16 protein-coding genes and 1 pseudogene are annotated in these 15,002 nt (G+C 60.8%); 6 read left to right on the top strand and 11 right to left on the bottom strand.

Translation table 11 applies throughout. The features are described 5' to 3' along the window. The first annotated feature begins 106 nt into the window (after positions 1-106). On the top strand, positions 107-1,324 hold the full coding sequence (locus tag FCL40_RS08380; protein ID WP_169307047.1) for a cation:proton antiporter: 1,218 nt from the start codon (positions 107-109) through the stop codon (positions 1,322-1,324). A gap of 9 nt (positions 1,325-1,333) precedes the next feature. On the opposite strand, the gene FCL40_RS08385 is transcribed toward FCL40_RS08380, so the two are convergent. From FCL40_RS08385 to trpR, 3 genes are all read right to left on the bottom strand, one after another. Further along, positions 1,334-1,570, bottom strand: a complete 237-nt coding sequence (locus FCL40_RS08385; RefSeq protein ID WP_136852725.1) for a hypothetical protein — start codon at positions 1,568-1,570, stop codon at positions 1,334-1,336. A 146-nt stretch (positions 1,571-1,716) separates the two neighbouring features. Next, positions 1,717-2,973 (bottom strand): amino acid permease, encoded by a 1,257-nt coding sequence (locus FCL40_RS08390; protein ID WP_136852726.1) that lies wholly within the window; start codon positions 2,971-2,973, stop codon positions 1,717-1,719. Between the two features lie 21 nt (positions 2,974-2,994). Then, positions 2,995-3,282, bottom strand: coding sequence for a trp operon repressor (gene trpR / locus FCL40_RS08395; RefSeq protein ID WP_136852728.1), 288 nt, complete (start codon positions 3,280-3,282; stop codon positions 2,995-2,997). A gap of 178 nt (positions 3,283-3,460) precedes the next feature. Here trpR and FCL40_RS08400 point away from each other — a divergent pair, with 178 nt between their 5' ends. Continuing rightward, positions 3,461-3,916 (top strand): c-type cytochrome, encoded by a 456-nt coding sequence (locus FCL40_RS08400; RefSeq protein WP_136852730.1) that lies wholly within the window; start codon positions 3,461-3,463, stop codon positions 3,914-3,916. A 50-nt stretch (positions 3,917-3,966) separates the two neighbouring features. Here FCL40_RS08400 and FCL40_RS08405 read toward each other — a convergent pair whose 3' ends face one another. Then, a complete protein-coding gene (locus FCL40_RS08405; RefSeq protein ID WP_136852732.1) occupies positions 3,967-4,611 on the bottom strand; it encodes a cytochrome b/b6 domain-containing protein in 645 nt (214 codons plus the stop codon). A gap of 273 nt (positions 4,612-4,884) precedes the next feature. Here FCL40_RS08405 and hpf point away from each other — a divergent pair, with 273 nt between their 5' ends. Together hpf and FCL40_RS08415 are read left to right on the top strand one after the other, a co-directional pair. Continuing rightward, positions 4,885-5,229 (top strand): ribosome hibernation-promoting factor, HPF/YfiA family, encoded by a 345-nt coding sequence (gene hpf, locus FCL40_RS08410; RefSeq protein ID WP_136852734.1) that lies wholly within the window; start codon positions 4,885-4,887, stop codon positions 5,227-5,229. 259 nt (positions 5,230-5,488) lie between these two features. Then, positions 5,489-6,628 (top strand): annotated as a pseudogene (locus FCL40_RS08415) (chorismate mutase); the annotation flags it as partial. A 67-nt stretch (positions 6,629-6,695) separates the two neighbouring features. Here the strand turns inward: FCL40_RS08415 and tyrA are convergent. The 7 genes from tyrA to ffh form a co-directional block, all read right to left on the bottom strand. Continuing rightward, positions 6,696-7,835, bottom strand: coding sequence for a bifunctional chorismate mutase/prephenate dehydrogenase (tyrA, locus tag FCL40_RS08420; RefSeq protein ID WP_136852738.1), 1,140 nt, complete (start codon positions 7,833-7,835; stop codon positions 6,696-6,698). Beyond that, a complete protein-coding gene (locus FCL40_RS08425; protein ID WP_136852740.1) occupies positions 7,835-8,911 on the bottom strand; it encodes a 3-deoxy-7-phosphoheptulonate synthase in 1,077 nt (358 codons plus the stop codon). The genes tyrA and FCL40_RS08425 overlap by 1 nt, the downstream gene beginning before the upstream one ends. Positions 8,912-9,119: 208 nt before the next feature. Continuing rightward, entirely contained in the window at positions 9,120-9,467 is a 348-nt protein-coding gene (rplS, locus tag FCL40_RS08430) for a 50S ribosomal protein L19 (protein WP_084643864.1), read from the bottom strand. 32 nt (positions 9,468-9,499) lie between these two features. Then, positions 9,500-10,249, bottom strand: a complete 750-nt coding sequence (gene trmD / locus FCL40_RS08435; protein WP_136853007.1) for a tRNA (guanosine(37)-N1)-methyltransferase TrmD — start codon at positions 10,247-10,249, stop codon at positions 9,500-9,502. 17 nt (positions 10,250-10,266) lie between these two features. Then, on the bottom strand, positions 10,267-10,797 hold the full coding sequence (gene rimM, locus FCL40_RS08440) for a ribosome maturation factor RimM (protein ID WP_169307048.1): 531 nt from the start codon (positions 10,795-10,797) through the stop codon (positions 10,267-10,269). A gap of 21 nt (positions 10,798-10,818) precedes the next feature. After that, positions 10,819-11,070, bottom strand: a complete 252-nt coding sequence (gene rpsP / locus FCL40_RS08445; protein ID WP_136852743.1) for a 30S ribosomal protein S16 — start codon at positions 11,068-11,070, stop codon at positions 10,819-10,821. Positions 11,071-11,234: 164 nt separating this feature from the next. After that, on the bottom strand, positions 11,235-12,605 hold the full coding sequence (gene ffh, locus FCL40_RS08450) for a signal recognition particle protein (RefSeq protein WP_136852745.1): 1,371 nt from the start codon (positions 12,603-12,605) through the stop codon (positions 11,235-11,237). A gap of 239 nt (positions 12,606-12,844) precedes the next feature. Between ffh and FCL40_RS08455 the strand changes: the two genes are divergently transcribed. Both FCL40_RS08455 and FCL40_RS08460 read left to right on the top strand, forming a co-directional pair. Continuing rightward, positions 12,845-13,630: a cytochrome C assembly family protein gene (locus FCL40_RS08455; protein WP_136852747.1), complete on the top strand. Its 786-nt coding sequence runs from the start codon at positions 12,845-12,847 to the stop codon at positions 13,628-13,630. 78 nt (positions 13,631-13,708) lie between these two features. Then, positions 13,709-14,974 (top strand): HlyC/CorC family transporter, encoded by a 1,266-nt coding sequence (locus tag FCL40_RS08460; protein WP_136852749.1) that lies wholly within the window; start codon positions 13,709-13,711, stop codon positions 14,972-14,974. The last annotated feature ends 28 nt before the right edge of the window (positions 14,975-15,002 follow it).

Below are 15,002 nucleotides of genomic sequence, written 5' to 3' on the forward strand. Positions count from 1 at the left end.
CCTTCGAGTAGTGCATTGAAACACCGGAGTTGCGAAGAAATTCTATGATTTAAACATAGCCTAACTGATGTCGGGCGCCCCACCTTTGCGCCGCTGTGGAGACCCCATGCACCTGGACACCTTCCTGCTGAGTCTGCTGCTGATGCTGCTGCTGGCCAAGATCCTGGCCCAGCTGTGCTGGCATCTCGGGTTGCCTGCCGTGGTCGGGGAGCTGAGTGCCGGACTGGTGTTGGGACCCTCGCTGCTGGGCTGGGTGCAGCCCCATTTGCAGCTGCAGAACCTGGCGGAGCTGGGGGTGGTGACCCTGATGTTCGTTATCGGCTGCGAGACCTCGATCAAGCGCCTGATGCACAGCGGTCCCAGGGTATTGACGGTCGCCCTCAGCGGCGTGCTGGTGCCGGCGATGGTGATCCCCCCCATGGTGCACTGGCTGCTGCCCGCCCCGCCTCTGGAGGCGCTGTTCTTCGGGGTCGCCCTGACCGCCACCAGCATAGGCATCGCCATGCGAGTGCTTCGCCTCAATCATCAGGACAGAGGGGTGATGGGCCATACCATACTGGGCGCGGCCATCATCGACGACGTCCTCGGCGTGCTGCTTCTGGGGTTGATGTTCAGCCTGTCCAACGGCGATCTGGAACCGACGCGCCTGTTTCTGCAGCTGGTCACCATTGTGCTGTTCCTGATGCTGGCACCGGTGGCCACCCGGGTGCTGATCTACCTGCTCAAACCCCTGGCCAAGCGGGACCTGCTACCGGGCTTCCATGCCAGCACCGTGCTGCTGCTGATCTGCCTGTTTGGTTGGCTCGCCTACCTGTGCGGCACCCCGCCGCTGCTGGGTGGCTTTGCCGCCGGCCTGGGGGTATCTCGCCACTTCACCTCTCCCTGGTCCAAATGGCTGGTCAACCCCTTCTCCTTTACCCGGCAACTTGAGCATGCCTCCGGCCCGCTGAATGACGTCCTGGCCCCACTGTTCTTCAGCTACGTCGGCCTGAGCATCGATCTGAGCCAGCATGCGCTGACGCCCGCCTTCCTGGTGGTGGCGCTGGCCCTCACCACCGCCGCGGTACTGGCCAAACTTCAGTGCGGACTGTGGATCGCTGCAAGCTGGCGCCAAAAGATGATGCTGGGCAGTGCCATGGTGCCGCGAGGCGAGGTGGGACTGGTGTTTGCGGAGATGGGGCGCCAGGTCAACCTTCTGGGAGCCGAAGGGTTTACCCTGCTGGTGCTGGTGATCACCCTGACCACCATCGTCGGACCGGTGATGCTCAAGTGGGCCTGCAGCCCCCCAGTGGCACAGGGCCAAGGGGGGGGGAGCCCGGACTGATGGTGCACTTCAGTCGCCACCCCGTCGGGTTTTGACCACTCTCTCCACCGCTTTCAAGGCATGTGCCTCACTGGCCGTCTCACCCTGAGGCACCTCCAGCGGCACCCGGTGATGCAGCCCGGTGATGTCCTCGGCCAGGTGCAGCCAGTCCGGATGCCAGTAGAGGGTGAGTTCGGAATCCACCTGCCAACGGTGGACACCACTCTCCTGCCCCTGATAATTGATGTTGCCCGGTTCCCAATCCATAGACCTTCTCCTCTCATGTTGCCTTATCTCGCCCTCGGTTGATGACTGGCAAGAACCAATGAAGCTGAAATAGTCCATTCGCGGCAGGATCACAAGGTTTGGCACCGCCCAGGAGCGATGCCGATGGTCTCGGGCCCCGGCAGAGATCAGGGGAAGCTGGGCAGCATCCCGGCCAACGCCAGGCTCTCGCACAGCATCACCAGCAGGCCGAAGCCCAACACCAGGTAGAGACGCAGATTGCCGCCGGCAATACGGAACCCCTCGCTGGCGCCGCGACGGCGCAGCACCAAGGCAATGGCGCAGGGCAGCACCAGCACGAAGATGCTGGCCAGCAGCGATGCGTAGCCGATGGCCACGATAAAGCCGTCGGGGATGACCACACCGAGGATCAGCGGCGGCAGGAAGGTCACCGCCCCGGCGATGGCGGTGTCCCTGAGACCGTCACCCAGCCTCAGCTGATCCTTGATGAAGTCCAGCAGCCCCAGGGCCACCCCCAGGAAGGAGCTGGCCAGGGCAAACTTGGCAAAGAAGCTCAGCAGGGTGTCGATAAACTGCCCATCCACGGCACCGCCCACGGCACCGACCAGGGCACTGACATTGCCGCCGGACGCCACCACCTGGGCGAAATCGGTGCGGGACACCGTGCCCAGGATGGCAAACTGCCACAGGGCGTAGATAGCCAGCGCCAACAGGCTGCCGCCGAGAATCGCCTGACGGGATTTGCCGATGTCCATGCCATAGTGCTTAACGATACTGGGAACGGTGCTGTGGTAGCCGAAGCTCAGCGCCAGCACCGGAATGCCCATCCACACATAGGGCAGGGTCTCACCCATCCCCACCTCGGGGAACAGGTTGGATGTGGTCACCTCGGCAGAGAGCAGGCCGGTGGAGGTGATGAAGGTGATCACCATGGCGCCGATCATGATGGTGCTCACCCGATCCACCGCACGGGAGCCGAGCAGCACTATGCCGCCAAGCACCACACCAAACAACAGGCCCGCCTGCCAGTTGGCCAGGCTCAGGCCGAAACCGGATTTCAGGCTGGACGCCAGGACCGAGGAGCCCCCGGAGATGTAGGCATAGCAGAGAATGTAGCTGACGAAACCGACGGTACACAAGGCCACCAGCGCCCCGGTGCGCCCCAGGGTATCCCTGGCCATGGTGGCGTAACTGGCGCCCGGATGGTAGTTCAGGTTGGCCTCGGCCAGGTACATGGCGGAGCTGTAGCAGCAGTAGCAGCAGAGGGCGAGGATGAGGGTCGACCACCCAAACCACATGCCGGCGCTCATCACCGGCAGTGACAGCATGCCGGCGCCGATGGCGGTGCCGGCAATGATCATCGCCCCACCCAGAATGCCTGGTGAGGCCTGTTTTGCTGATGTCTCCAATACTACTTCTGACATCGATCTCTCCGTTTCAACTCGTTAACTGGGTCCCAGCAACAGCTGCTGCATCAGGGCGCGCTGGGGTTCGGGCAGATGTTTTAATGTGTTTGAGCAGCGAGTGATGGTGGCAATGCTGACATTCAGGCTCGACGCGATCTGCCTCTGGGTCATCTGGCCCTGGAGCAGCGCCCGGAACACCGCCAGGCGGGCGCCGAAAGCCTCCCGTTCATCCGGGGTCAACAGCAGGGAAAACAGCGACTCCAGTGACGCCTTACCATTCAGTTCAGCGATGAGGTCTACCGCCCCATCCCAATACTCAGATTCCATATCGTCTTGACTCCACATGTAATGCCGTAGCATTACACCGTTACAGCAGTACGAAGACCAGCACTATTTTCCCGACTGAGAGATCGAGCCATTTTCAGAAACATTTGTGAGCTTGGTCACGGATACAATTACAGGTTACTATTCACATCAGTAAAACAACCATAGGGAATAGGTAACAATGACAAGAAGTTCTATGCTGCTGGCGGCTCTGCTGACCGCGACAGGGTCCGTCGCTGCCGAGGGCGCCTTCAACAGCGCCGACGACGCCATCCAGTACCGTCAACACGCCTTTCAGCTGATTAAGGAAAACTTCGGCGACATGCACGCCATGCTCAAGGGCAAGAAAGCGATGGACAGCGACGCCTTCCAGCGCCGTGCCAAACACCTGGCACTGCTGGCCAACATCCCCTTTGAGGCGTTCAAGGTGGCCGGCTCCAACCAGGGAGACACCGAAGCGCTGGCCTCGGTCTGGAGCGACAACGCCAAGTTCAACCGCATCGCCAAGGAGTTCCAGCAAGCCTCCAGCGAACTGGCCAGGGTGTCAGCCGGCGGCGATGTCGACGCCATCGGGCAGGCGTTTGGCACCACCGGCAAGAGCTGCAAAGGCTGCCATGATCAGTTCAAGCGAGACTGATCGGTCGCGACCAAAAAAGGGCTGCCAAAGCAGCCTTTTTTCTGTCCGAGTTACCACAGTGGCAGGATCAGCCCGAACAGCACCAGGCTGGAGGTGAGGGTCAGCGGCAGCATCCACCTCACCGGCGCCTTGGCATTGCAGCGGCGCCCCTCGGCGGTAAATCCGTAGCCGGTCACCATCGCTTCCACCAGGTTGACCCCGTTCAGGCGGTAGAACAGGATCGCCGTCAGGTGAAGTGCGATGCTGGCCAGGATCAGGTTGAAGATCTGGTGATGCAGCGAGGTCAGGATGGAAGCGACCTGGCCGCTGACGTAACCGGAGAGGGGGCCTTCGGTGAGGATATCATCGGTGGCGAACAGCCCGGTGACCACCTGGGCCATCAGCAACAGCAGCATCACCACCACCATGTAGCCCCCGGCCGGGTTGTGACCAAAGTAGGGGCGTTTATGGTGTCGCCAGTGGACCAGATAGTGGATCACGGCGCCAGGGCGGCGCAGGAAGTGATCGAAGCGGGCGGTGGTGGTGCCAATGAAGCCCCACAACAACCGCATCAACAGCAGCGTCATCATCAGGTAGGCACAGGTCATGTGCCACTCCATCAGTCCGGTCTCGGCGGTGTACCAGCATAAGGGCAGCAGCAAAACCGTCCCCCAGTGAAACAGTCGGACCATCCCGTCCCAGATCTTCACCTTCACCTTGCACTCCTTGGATTCTGGTCTGGGCCAGGCGTCTCCAAGGCGGTTACTTACCGTACAAACCGCGACACTCCCTCGCCCTAAATCCCACCCATAATGCGACGGATTTGATTATCCCACAAGCGGAAATCTGTGTTTTTTTAACCTCTGCTGAACCGTTTGTGCATCTTTCCGACATTCGATAAAAAGGTGACCCAAATCACTTTACCCGCAAGCGAAAGTGGGAGTAGTCTGAAGTTGAGCCTGAATTTGGGTCAACAGAAGGGGAACTCTATGAGAATTGAAATCACCAGCAAACACCTCGCCGTAACCGACCCCATCCGTGAGCGCATCGAAAGCCGCTTTGAAAAACTGGACCGACACGACGTCGACCTGATCAGCCCCCATGTGATCATCACCCAGGAGGGCAACGACTTTCAGATAGAAGCCTCCATGAGCGTACCGAGCGGCAAACTGTTTGCTAAAGCTTCTCATGAGAACCTGTACAACGCCATCAACCAGATGGGTCAGAAACTGGAGCGTCAGCTGAACCGCCACGCCCACAAGGACCAGGCCAAGCGCCACGTCAAGCCCGCCGCCGCCGAGGTGGCGATGGAAGCGGAGGAGAGTGCGGCCTGATACCCCACTGAACACCTGACCAGGAGCGCGCCGGCAATCGCCGGCGCTTTGCGTTGTTGACAAAAGCAACAGCGAACCGCTAGTGTAACCCCATGCTAAAAATTCAGAATCACGGCTTTTTTATTTTCTTTTTTGCACCACCCAGATAGGGAGGCGACACGCGGGTGCCAAAACGAAAATCGAAGACCCTGCAAGCCTCCCTCCCGGGAGGCTTTTTTGTATCGGCGGGCCAGGCCCTCATCGCAGCAACGAGGATAAGATGGATTTAAACAAGATAAGAACCGACATCAACCAGGTGGACAGTGACCTGCTGGCCCTGCTGGCCAGGCGCCGTCAGCTGACGCTGAACGTTGCCCGCAGCAAGGAGATCGACCTCAAGCCGGTGCGGGATCAGGAGCGGGAACAACAGTTACTGGAGAAGCTGGTGGCCCTGGGCAAGGAGCAGGGGTTGGATGCCCAGTACGTGGTGAGACTGTTCCAGACCATCATCGAGGACTCGGTACTGCGGCAACAGGCCTGGCTGCAGGGACGGCAGAACACCAGCCAGGACCTGGTGCGGGTCGCCTACCTGGGGGCGCGGGGCTCCTACAGCCACATCGCCGCCCAGGGCTATTTTGCCCGCCGGGACAAGTCGATCGTCGAACTGGGCTGCCCCGACTTCCATGAAGTGGTCCAGGCGGTAGAACAGGGCAACGCCGACTACGGCATCCTGCCCATCGAAAACACCTCATCCGGCTCCATCAACGAGGTCTATGACCTGCTGCAGCAGACCCATCTGCAGATCGTCGGCGAGACCACCGAAACCATCGGCCACTGCCTGCTGACCCTCCCGGGCGCCGATCTGGAGGCCATCGACACCATCTATGCCCATCCCCAGGTGATCTCTCAGTGCAGCAACCACCTGCGCGGCTACTCCGGGGTCAAGCTGGAGTATTGCGCCAGCTCCGCCCACGCCATGGCCCAGGTGGCCAACAGCCAGGACCCCACCAAGGCGGCCATCGCCAGCAAGGCGGGGGGGGATCTCTACGGCCTGGAGGTACGCCGAGCCAAGCTGGCCAACCAGGCGGAGAACGAGAGCCGCTTCATCCTGGTGGCCCGCAAGGCCAAGGAGGTGCCGGTGCAGGTGCCGGCCAAAACCACGCTGATCATGGCCACCGGTCAGAGGGCGGGCGCCCTGGTGGACGCGCTGCTGGTGCTGAAGAACAACGGCCTGATCATGAGCAAGCTCACCAGCCGCCCCATTCCGGGCAACCCGTGGGAGGAGATGTTCTACCTGGATGTGGAGGCCAACCTGAGCAGTGAGGCGATGCAACAGGCCCTGTCGGAGCTGGTGCCCATCACCCGTTTCGTCAAGGTACTGGGCTGTTACCAGAGCGAACGGATTCTGCCGACGGAGCTGGAGTAAGCCGCGAACGACACCCAAAAAGGGGCCTGACGGCCCCTTTCTGTTATCCCGCCCAAACCGTCTAGGACTCGCAGCGATTGTCGTTGGCACTGAGCAGCATGTTGCCGCTCTCGCTCTGGAACTGCTGGGCGAAATCACCGAACCACTGGGCGATCTCGTCGAACTGGGCCTCGAACTCCGCCTTGTCGCCCCGCTCCAGCAGCTTCAGGGACTCCTGATAGCGCTCCAGGTAGTGGCGCGCCCGCGCCAGGGTGTCGGGCTGGGAGAAGATGATGTCGCCGTAAAGCCGGGCATCCTGGGCGAACAGGCGCCCCACCATCGCCAGCTCCAGCCGGTAGATGGGGGAACTGAACTGCAGCAGCTGATCCAGATCCGCCCGCTCCCGGCGCAGATGGGCGCCATAGACGAAGGCGGTAAAGTGGCGCATCGCCTGCACCAGCTGCATCGCCTGGTCATGCTCAGCGGCCGACGCCTCGTGCAGACGGGCGCCCCAGATGCGGATCTGCTCCAGCAGCCAGGCGTACTTCCGCTCTTCACGGCCGTGACACACCACCACCACCTGCTTGGCCAGGCTGGCCAGATCCGGGCCGAACATCGGGTGCAGCCCCACCACCGGCCCCGGGTGCCTGGCCAGCATCGCCGCCAGCGGCGCCTGCTTGATGCTGGTGAGATCCAGCAGTACGCAGTCGTCGGGCAGGGTCGGCAGTCGCTCGATCACCTGGGTGGTGTCGTGAATCGGCACCGACACCACCACCACCCCGGCGCCGCTGAAGATCGCCTCGGCATTGGGCCAGTCCTGCTTATCGAGGATCCGCACTTCGTAGCCGGAGAGACGGAACAGCTGACTGAACAGGGTACCGAGCTTACCGGCGCCGCCGACGATCACCACCGGCCCCACATCCGGATTGATGCACTTGAAGCCCACGTCGTTCTCACTGGCGTAGGATTCGCGCATGATCCGGCGCAGCAGATCCTCGATCAGCTGCGGCGGCACCCCCATCAGGGTGGCCTCGTCACGACGCTTCATCAGCATCGCCGCCTCCCGCTTGGGGGCATAGATGGGCAGCCCCTGTTCATGCTTGATCACCCCCACCTCGGACACCAGGTCCAGGCGGCGGCGCAGCAGGCTGAGCAGCTCCTTGTCCACCTCATCGATGCGGTCCCGTAACCGCTCCAGCTCGATACTGCTTCTCTCGGCCATCACACACCTCCGAATCGGGTTGGCAGGACGGGAGCCAGCTCCTCTGCACCCTGGCGCAGCAGGCTGGCGGTGGTCACCCAGTCGATGCAGGCATCGGTGATGGAGACGCCATAGGCCATCTCCTCCCGGGGCAGATCCGAAGACTGGCTGCCCTCATTGAGGTGACTCTCCAGCATGATGCCGATGATGGAGGTGTTGCCCTCGATGATCTGGTTGAACACGTTGCGGGCCACCAGCGGCTGACGGCGGTGGTCCTTGGAGGAGTTGCCGTGACTGCAGTCGACGATCAGTCGAGAGTTCAGCCCCGCCTCGTGCAGCTGGCGGGTGCACATCTCAACATTGACCGAATCGTAGTTGGGCTGGGCGCCGCCCCGGAGGATCACATGACCATCCGGATTGCCCTGGGTCTGCAGCAGGGCCACCTGCCCCGCCTGGTTGATCCCCATGAAACGGTGGCCGCTGGCGGCGGACTTGAGGGCGTTCATCGCCACATCCAGCTTGCCGTCAGTGCCGTTCTTGAAGCCCACCGGCATGGAGAGACCGGAGGCCATCTCCCTGTGAGTCTGGGATTCGGTGGTGCGGGCGCCGATGGCGGACCATGAGAACAGCTCCGCCAGGTACTGCGGGCTGATGGGATCCAGGGCCTCGGTGGCCACCGGCAGTTCCAGCTCCGCCAGCCAGATCAACAGCTCTCTGGCGGTGCGCAGCCCCTTGGCCACGTCGAAGGAGTTGTCCATGTCCGGATCGTTGATCAGCCCCTTCCAGCCGACGGTGGTACGGGGCTTCTCGAAGTAGACCCGCATCAGGATCAGCATCTGATCCTTGAGCTCCTCCTGCAGCCCCTTCAGCTTCAGGGCATACTCCTTGGCCGCCTCCACATCGTGGATGGAACAGGGACCGGTGACCACCAGCAAGCGGTTGTCACGCTTGTGGACGATGTCGGCGACCTGGGCGCGGGCGCCGTTGATATATCGATAGGCATGCTCGGAGAGGGGCAGCGCCTGCTTCAGCTGCTCCGGGGTAATCAGGACCTGTTCAGATTGAATGTGGATGTTGTTAATACTGTCCTTTTGCATTTCTGCATCTCCAAGTATGACCCATCGGTAAAGCGATTCGACGGGTAAGTTAACCCAACCGGTGCTTCCGGCCTGAGTTCACCATGCCTTTTATGGGTAGGAGATGCAAGTAAATGCTGAACTGGATGCGAGTTCGGGGGGAAAGCCTTATAAAACGATAAAAGCCCGCCGAGGGGGCGGGCTTTTACCAGTTTCAACTAAGAGATTCTTAGTTGAGGCGCTCGCGGATACGGGCAGCCTTACCAGTACGACTACGCAGGTAGTACAGTTTGGCACGACGAACGCGACCACGACGCTCTACTTTGATGCTTTCTACCAGCGGAGAGTGAGTCTGGAACGCACGCTCTACGCCTTCACCATTAGAGATTTTACGTACAGTGAACGCAGAGTGCAGGCCACGGTTACGCTTGGCGATAACCACACCCTGGAAAGCCTGGAGACGGGTCTTGTTACCTTCGGTTACACGAACCTGCACAGTAACGGTGTCACCAGGGCCGAACGCGGGTACGTCCTGCTTCATTTGCTCTTGTTCAAGCTGCTTAATGATGTTGCTCATAATGTCTCTCTTCCTAGATTAAACTGAAAACTCTAACGTTCATCCTGACCCTGATGGGCGACGAACTCGGCAAGCAGCTTGGCTTGCTCGTCAGTCAGAGCTAGGTTGTCAAGTAACTCGGGCCGTCGTTGCCAGGTGCGTCCCAGGGACTGCTGCAACCGCCAGCGCCGAATCGATTCATGATTGCCGCTTAACAGGACTTGCGGAACCTGTTGACCGTCCAGAACCTCCGGGCGGGTGTAGTGAGGACAATCCAGCAGGCCATCCGAAAAGGAGTCCTGCTCTGCCGAGGCCTGCTTTCCCAACACCCCAGGCACCAGCCTGGATACGGCGTCGATCAAGTTCATGGCCGGCAGCTCACCGCCACTGAGAACATAGTCACCAACGGACCACTCCTCATCAACTTCCGACTGGATGATGCGTTCATCGATACCTTCGTAGCGACCACACACCAGCACCATGCGCTTATTCTGAGCCAGCTCCTCCACACCCTTCTGGGTCAGGGGACGGCCCTGAGGCGACAGGTAGATCACCTTGGCCTCATCACCCGCTTCGGCCTTGGCCGCACGGATGGCGTCACGCAGGGGCTGCACCATCATCAGCATCCCCGGGCCACCGCCATAGGGGCGGTCATCCACGGTACGATGCCGGTCATGGGTGAAATCACGGGGATTCCACGTCTGCAATCCAATCAAGCCGTTTTTCACGGCGCGACCGGTTACCCCAAACTCTGTCACTGCACGAAACATCTCGGGAAACAGGGTCACGACCCCCAACCACATTGCGTTCGCTTGTGTCATTAAAAACTTGGGTCCCAGTCAACGGTAATAAGTTTGTCGGATTTGTTCACCTCGAGGATGAACTGCTCCGGGACAAAAGGAACCAGACGTTCTCTTTTGCCAAAGGCGTCTTTCGGGTTCGCCTTGATCTCCAACACGTCATTGGCGCCGGTTTCCAGGACTCCGGAAACGGTACCCATGTCGTACCCCTGGGTGTTCACCACCTTGCAGCCGATAAGCTCACGCCAGTAGAACTCGTCTTCCGGCAGCTCAGCCAGCTGGTCGGCAGAGATAGAGATGTCGCAGTTGGTGTAGGCTGCTGCCGCATCGCGGTCCTCAACCCCTTCCAGGCGCACGATCAGGCCGTTGTTTTGACGACGCCAATCCAGCACCTTCATCTCCTGCTGCACCCCACCCCGGGTCACCAACCAAGGACGGTACTCGAAGATACCCTCTCGATCTTCGGTAAAGGGGTTGACCTTCATCCAGCCCCGAATCCCATGTGGCGCACCCAATCGGCCCACCATCATCAGTTCCTGCTGTTTCATCAACTTACCCCTAACCAACACCCATTAAGCCGCAGCTTTACGGGCGTCCTTCACCAGAGTGGCTACGCGATCGGACAGGGAAGCGCCCTGGGATACCCAGTGATCAACGCGATCCAGGTCCAGACGTACACGCTCTTCCTGACCGGCAGCGATAGGGTTGAAGAAGCCGATCTTCTCGATGAAGCGGCCATCGCGCTTGCAGCGAGAATCAGCTACAACCACTTGATAAAAGGGACGCTTTTTAGCGCCACCACGGGCTAAACGAATGGTTACCATAAGGTAATTCCTCTAATGGTTTTACAGCAATAGAATTGGGGCCCGTAAGGACCCCAAGGTAGAAAGCCCGCCGATTTTACCTGAATGCATGCGCATTGCAACCATTTCGGCGGTTCTGTGGCCACCACCATCGAGTGTAGCAGCCGGAAGTCAGGCCGCTGGAATCAGCGACGGGGCATCTTCATCCCCGGGGGCAGCATGCCACCCATACCGCGCATCATCTTCTTCATGCCACCGCCCTTCATCTTCTTCATCATCTTCTGCATCTGGGTGAACTGCTTCAGCAGACGGTTCACATCCTGCAGCTGGGTGCCGGAGCCGGCGGCAATACGCCGTTTGCGGGATCCCTTGATGATGTCGGGACGGGCGCGTTCACCCGGGGTCATGGAGTTGATGATCGCCTCCATCTGGCGAGTCATCTTGTCGTCCTGGACCTGGGCCAGGGCCTCAGGGGGCAGCTGGCCCACGCCGGGCAGCTTCTCCAGCATCCCCATCATCCCGCCCATGTTGTGCATCTGGCGCAACTGGTCGCGGAAGTCCAGCAGGTCAAACCCTTCGCCCTTCTTCAGCTTCTTGGCCAGCTTCTCAGCCTGGCCCTTGTCCACCTTGCGCTCCACCTCCTCGATCAGCGAGAGCACATCCCCCATCCCCAGGATGCGGGAGGCCACCCGGTCGGGGTGGAAGGGCTCGAGGGCATCGGTCTTTTCACCCACACCCAGGAACTTGATCGGCTTGCCGGTGATGTGACGGATAGAGAGGGCGGCGCCGCCGCGGGCGTCACCGTCCACCTTGGTGAGGATCACACCGGTCAGCGGCAGCGCTTCATTGAACGCCTTGGCGGTATTGGCGGCGTCCTGACCCGTCATGGCATCCACGGTGAACAGGGTTTCCACCGGATTGATGGCGGCGTGAAGCGCCTTGATCTCGTCCATCATGTCGGCATCGACGTGAAGACGGCCGGCGGTATCGACGATCACCACATCGATGAACTTCTTGCGGGCATGATCCACCGCGGCGGTGGCGATCTCCACCGGCTTCTGGCTGGTGTCGGAGGGGAAGAACTCCACGCCGATGTCACCGGCCAGGGTCTCCAGCTGCTTGATCGCCGCCGGACGATAGACGTCGGCACTGACCACCAGCACCGACTTCTTGTTGCGCTCCTTGAGCAACTTGGCCAGCTTGCCCACACTGGTGGTCTTACCGGCGCCCTGCAGGCCGGCCATCATCACGATGGCCGGCGGCTGACTGGCCAGGTTCAGGGCCTCGTTGGACTGGCCCATGGCCGCTTCCAACTCACCCTGAACGATCTTGATGAACGCCTGACCCGGGGTCAGGCTCTTGGACACCTCGGTCCCCACGGCGCGCTCGCGCACCTTGGCCACGAAGTCGCGAACCACCGGCAGAGCCACGTCGGCTTCCAGCAGCGCCATACGCACTTCGCGCAGGGTCTCTTTAATATTGTCTTCGGTAAGACGGCCACGGCCGCTGATGTTCTTCAGCGTCTGGCCCAAGCGTTCGGATAAATTCTGGAACATCGCCTGCTGCATAGGTTAATGATCAATCGACCGCATTATAACGGCGCGTCTGAGACAAACACAAACGGCCACCCCCGGCCTGGGGAACCAAACCAGGGGATCATCGGTCACAAACAGATAAAATTCACCATCCAAATTGGGAATATAGCCGCTGCCCAAAGCCCGGAGTGCATGATAAGCTTGGGAAATTGGGAGCGTTACCCGATCGACATCATTCTTTTGTGAGGTAAAGAGGCACTATGGAGTTTTTTGCCATCAGCGCAATCATTGGCTACGGCCTGGCCTTCTACCTGGTCGCCAGCAAACTGCTGCACCCCAAAGGTCCCAATCGCAGGCTGGCCACCCTGGCCGGCGCGGTGGGCGTACTGTGCCACGCTGCCGCCCTGATCCCCCAGATCCTGGAGAATGGCAGCCAACACTACAGTCTGGTGAACACCGCCTCCATGGTGATGCTGATGATCACCACCGCCATCACCGTGATGCTGACCCGCATCAAGGTGATCGTGGTGGTGCCCGCGGTGTACATCTGCGGCATCTTCGGCGCCGCCGGCATGGTGCTGCTGCCGCAGAACGAGGGCTACCTGTTTAACGACCCGGCCCTGTTCACCCATGTGGGCACCTCGCTGCTGGCGTACTCGGTGTTCCTGATCGCCGCCCTGTACGCCATCCAGCTGGCCAGCATCAACCGTCGCCTCAAGGATCGCAAGCTGATGCTGGAGTCGACCCTGCCCCCGCTGATGACGGTGGAGAAGCAGCTGTACCACTTCGTGATGATCGGTTTTGTGCTGCTGAGCCTGTCCCTGATCACCGGCTTCCTGTTCCTCGACGGCTTCTTCGGCAGCGGTCAGGCCCATAAGGCGATCCTGGCCATTGCCGCCTGGCTGGTGTACGGCACCATGCTGCTGCGCCACCGCACCCAGGGGATCCGCATCCGCAGCGCCATCATCTACTCCATGTCCGGTGTCACCCTGCTGACCCTGGCCTACTTCGGAAACCGCCTGGTGCGGGAACTGCTTATCGGCTGAGCCAACGGGCTGCCTCTTGACAGGAGGCAGCCATTTCCCGACTCTACCCTTTCAGCCGCCTTATAGGATTGCCCCGACTTGGACGACATATCCACCGACAGCCTGCTTATTGTACTGGCTGTCCTTATCTGCCTCTCCGCCTTCTTCTCCGGTACGGAAACCGCGATGATGTCGCTGAACCGCTACCGGCTCCGACACCTCAGCCAGCAGGGCCACAAGGGGGCCAGCCGCGCCGAACAGCTGCTGGAGCGCCCAGATCGGCTCATTGGCCTGATCCTGATTGGCAACAACATCGTCAACCTGGCGGCCGCCTCCCTGGCCACCATCGTCTGTCAACGCTGGTTCGGCGCCTGGGGCCCGGCGGTGGCCACCGGCGCCCTTACCTTTATCGTGCTGATCTTTGCCGAGGTAACCCCCAAGACCCTGGCGGCGCTCTACCCGGAGAAGCTGGCCTACCCCAACAGCCTGGTGCTGCGGCCGCTGATGACCCTGTTCTACCCTCTGGTGTGGCTGGTCAACAGCATCAGCAATGCCCTGCTCTCCATCGTCGGTGTCCGCCCGCTGCACGGCGACGGCGACGATCTCTCCGCCGATGAGCTGCGCTCGGTGCTGAACGAGGCCAGCGCCATGATCCCGCGGCGCCACCGGGAAATGCTGGTCTCCATCCTGGATCTGGAGAAGGTGACGGTGGAGGATGTGATGGTGCCCCGCAATGAGCTGTACGCCATCGACATCAACGACGACTTCAAGACCATGATGAAGCAGCTGACCCACAGCCCCCACTCCAAGGTGCTGCTCTACCGGGGCAACATCGATGACGTGGTCGGGTTCCTGCACCTGTCGGACCTGCTGCGGCTGATGACCCGGGATCAGGAGGTGAGCGACAAGGCCACCCTGCTGCGGGAGGTACGCGAGATCTACTACGTGCCGGAGGGCACGCCGCTGAATGTACAACTGCTGAAATTCCAGCGGGCCAAGGAGCGGCTGGGGCTGGTGGTGGATGAGTACGGCGACATCCAGGGCCTGGTCTCCCTGGAGGATATCCTGGAGGAGATCGTCGGGGACTTCACCACCGGACTGCAGCCGGCGGTCAGCGACGAGATCAACCGTAACGAGGACGGAAGCTTCGATGTGGACGCCAGCATCAACATCCGCGACATGAATCGGGAGATGAACTGGAAGTTCCCCACCGATGGCCCTAAGACCCTCAATGGCCTGGTGGTGGAGACCCTGGAGGAGATCCCCGCCGTGCACACCCGCCTGACCATAGGTGATTACCAGATCGAGGTGCTGGAAGCCAACGAAAGCGTGGTGACTACGGTGCGGGTGATACAGCTAAAATAGACTCCCCCTTTGATTATCTCTTCTATAC

The sequence above is a fragment of the Ferrimonas sediminicola genome, from assembly GCF_005116715.1.
Lineage (GTDB): Bacteria > Pseudomonadota > Gammaproteobacteria > Enterobacterales > Shewanellaceae > Ferrimonas > Ferrimonas sediminicola.

What these genes read in the sequence shown, in the direction of transcription:
- FCL40_RS08380 (WP_169307047.1), top strand. Translation starts at nt 107, where the DNA reads ATGCACCTGGACACCTTCCTGCTGAGTCTGCTGCTGATGCTGCTGCTG.
- FCL40_RS08385 (WP_136852725.1), bottom strand. Translation starts at nt 1,570, where the DNA reads ATGGATTGGGAACCGGGCAACATCAATTATCAGGGGCAGGAGAGTGGT.
- FCL40_RS08390 (WP_136852726.1), bottom strand. Translation starts at nt 2,973, where the DNA reads ATGTCAGAAGTAGTATTGGAGACATCAGCAAAACAGGCCTCACCAGGC.
- trpR (WP_136852728.1), bottom strand. Translation starts at nt 3,282, where the DNA reads ATGGAATCTGAGTATTGGGATGGGGCGGTAGACCTCATCGCTGAACTG.
- FCL40_RS08400 (WP_136852730.1), top strand. Translation starts at nt 3,461, where the DNA reads ATGACAAGAAGTTCTATGCTGCTGGCGGCTCTGCTGACCGCGACAGGG.
- hpf (WP_136852734.1), top strand. Translation starts at nt 4,885, where the DNA reads ATGAGAATTGAAATCACCAGCAAACACCTCGCCGTAACCGACCCCATC.
- tyrA (WP_136852738.1), bottom strand. Translation starts at nt 7,835, where the DNA reads ATGGCCGAGAGAAGCAGTATCGAGCTGGAGCGGTTACGGGACCGCATC.
- FCL40_RS08425 (WP_136852740.1), bottom strand. Translation starts at nt 8,911, where the DNA reads ATGCAAAAGGACAGTATTAACAACATCCACATTCAATCTGAACAGGTC.
- rplS (WP_084643864.1), bottom strand. Translation starts at nt 9,467, where the DNA reads ATGAGCAACATCATTAAGCAGCTTGAACAAGAGCAAATGAAGCAGGAC.
- trmD (WP_136853007.1), bottom strand. Translation starts at nt 10,249, where the DNA reads ATGTGGTTGGGGGTCGTGACCCTGTTTCCCGAGATGTTTCGTGCAGTG.
- rpsP (WP_136852743.1), bottom strand. Translation starts at nt 11,070, where the DNA reads ATGGTAACCATTCGTTTAGCCCGTGGTGGCGCTAAAAAGCGTCCCTTT.
- ffh (WP_136852745.1), bottom strand. Translation starts at nt 12,605, where the DNA reads ATGTTCCAGAATTTATCCGAACGCTTGGGCCAGACGCTGAAGAACATC.
- FCL40_RS08455 (WP_136852747.1), top strand. Translation starts at nt 12,845, where the DNA reads ATGGAGTTTTTTGCCATCAGCGCAATCATTGGCTACGGCCTGGCCTTC.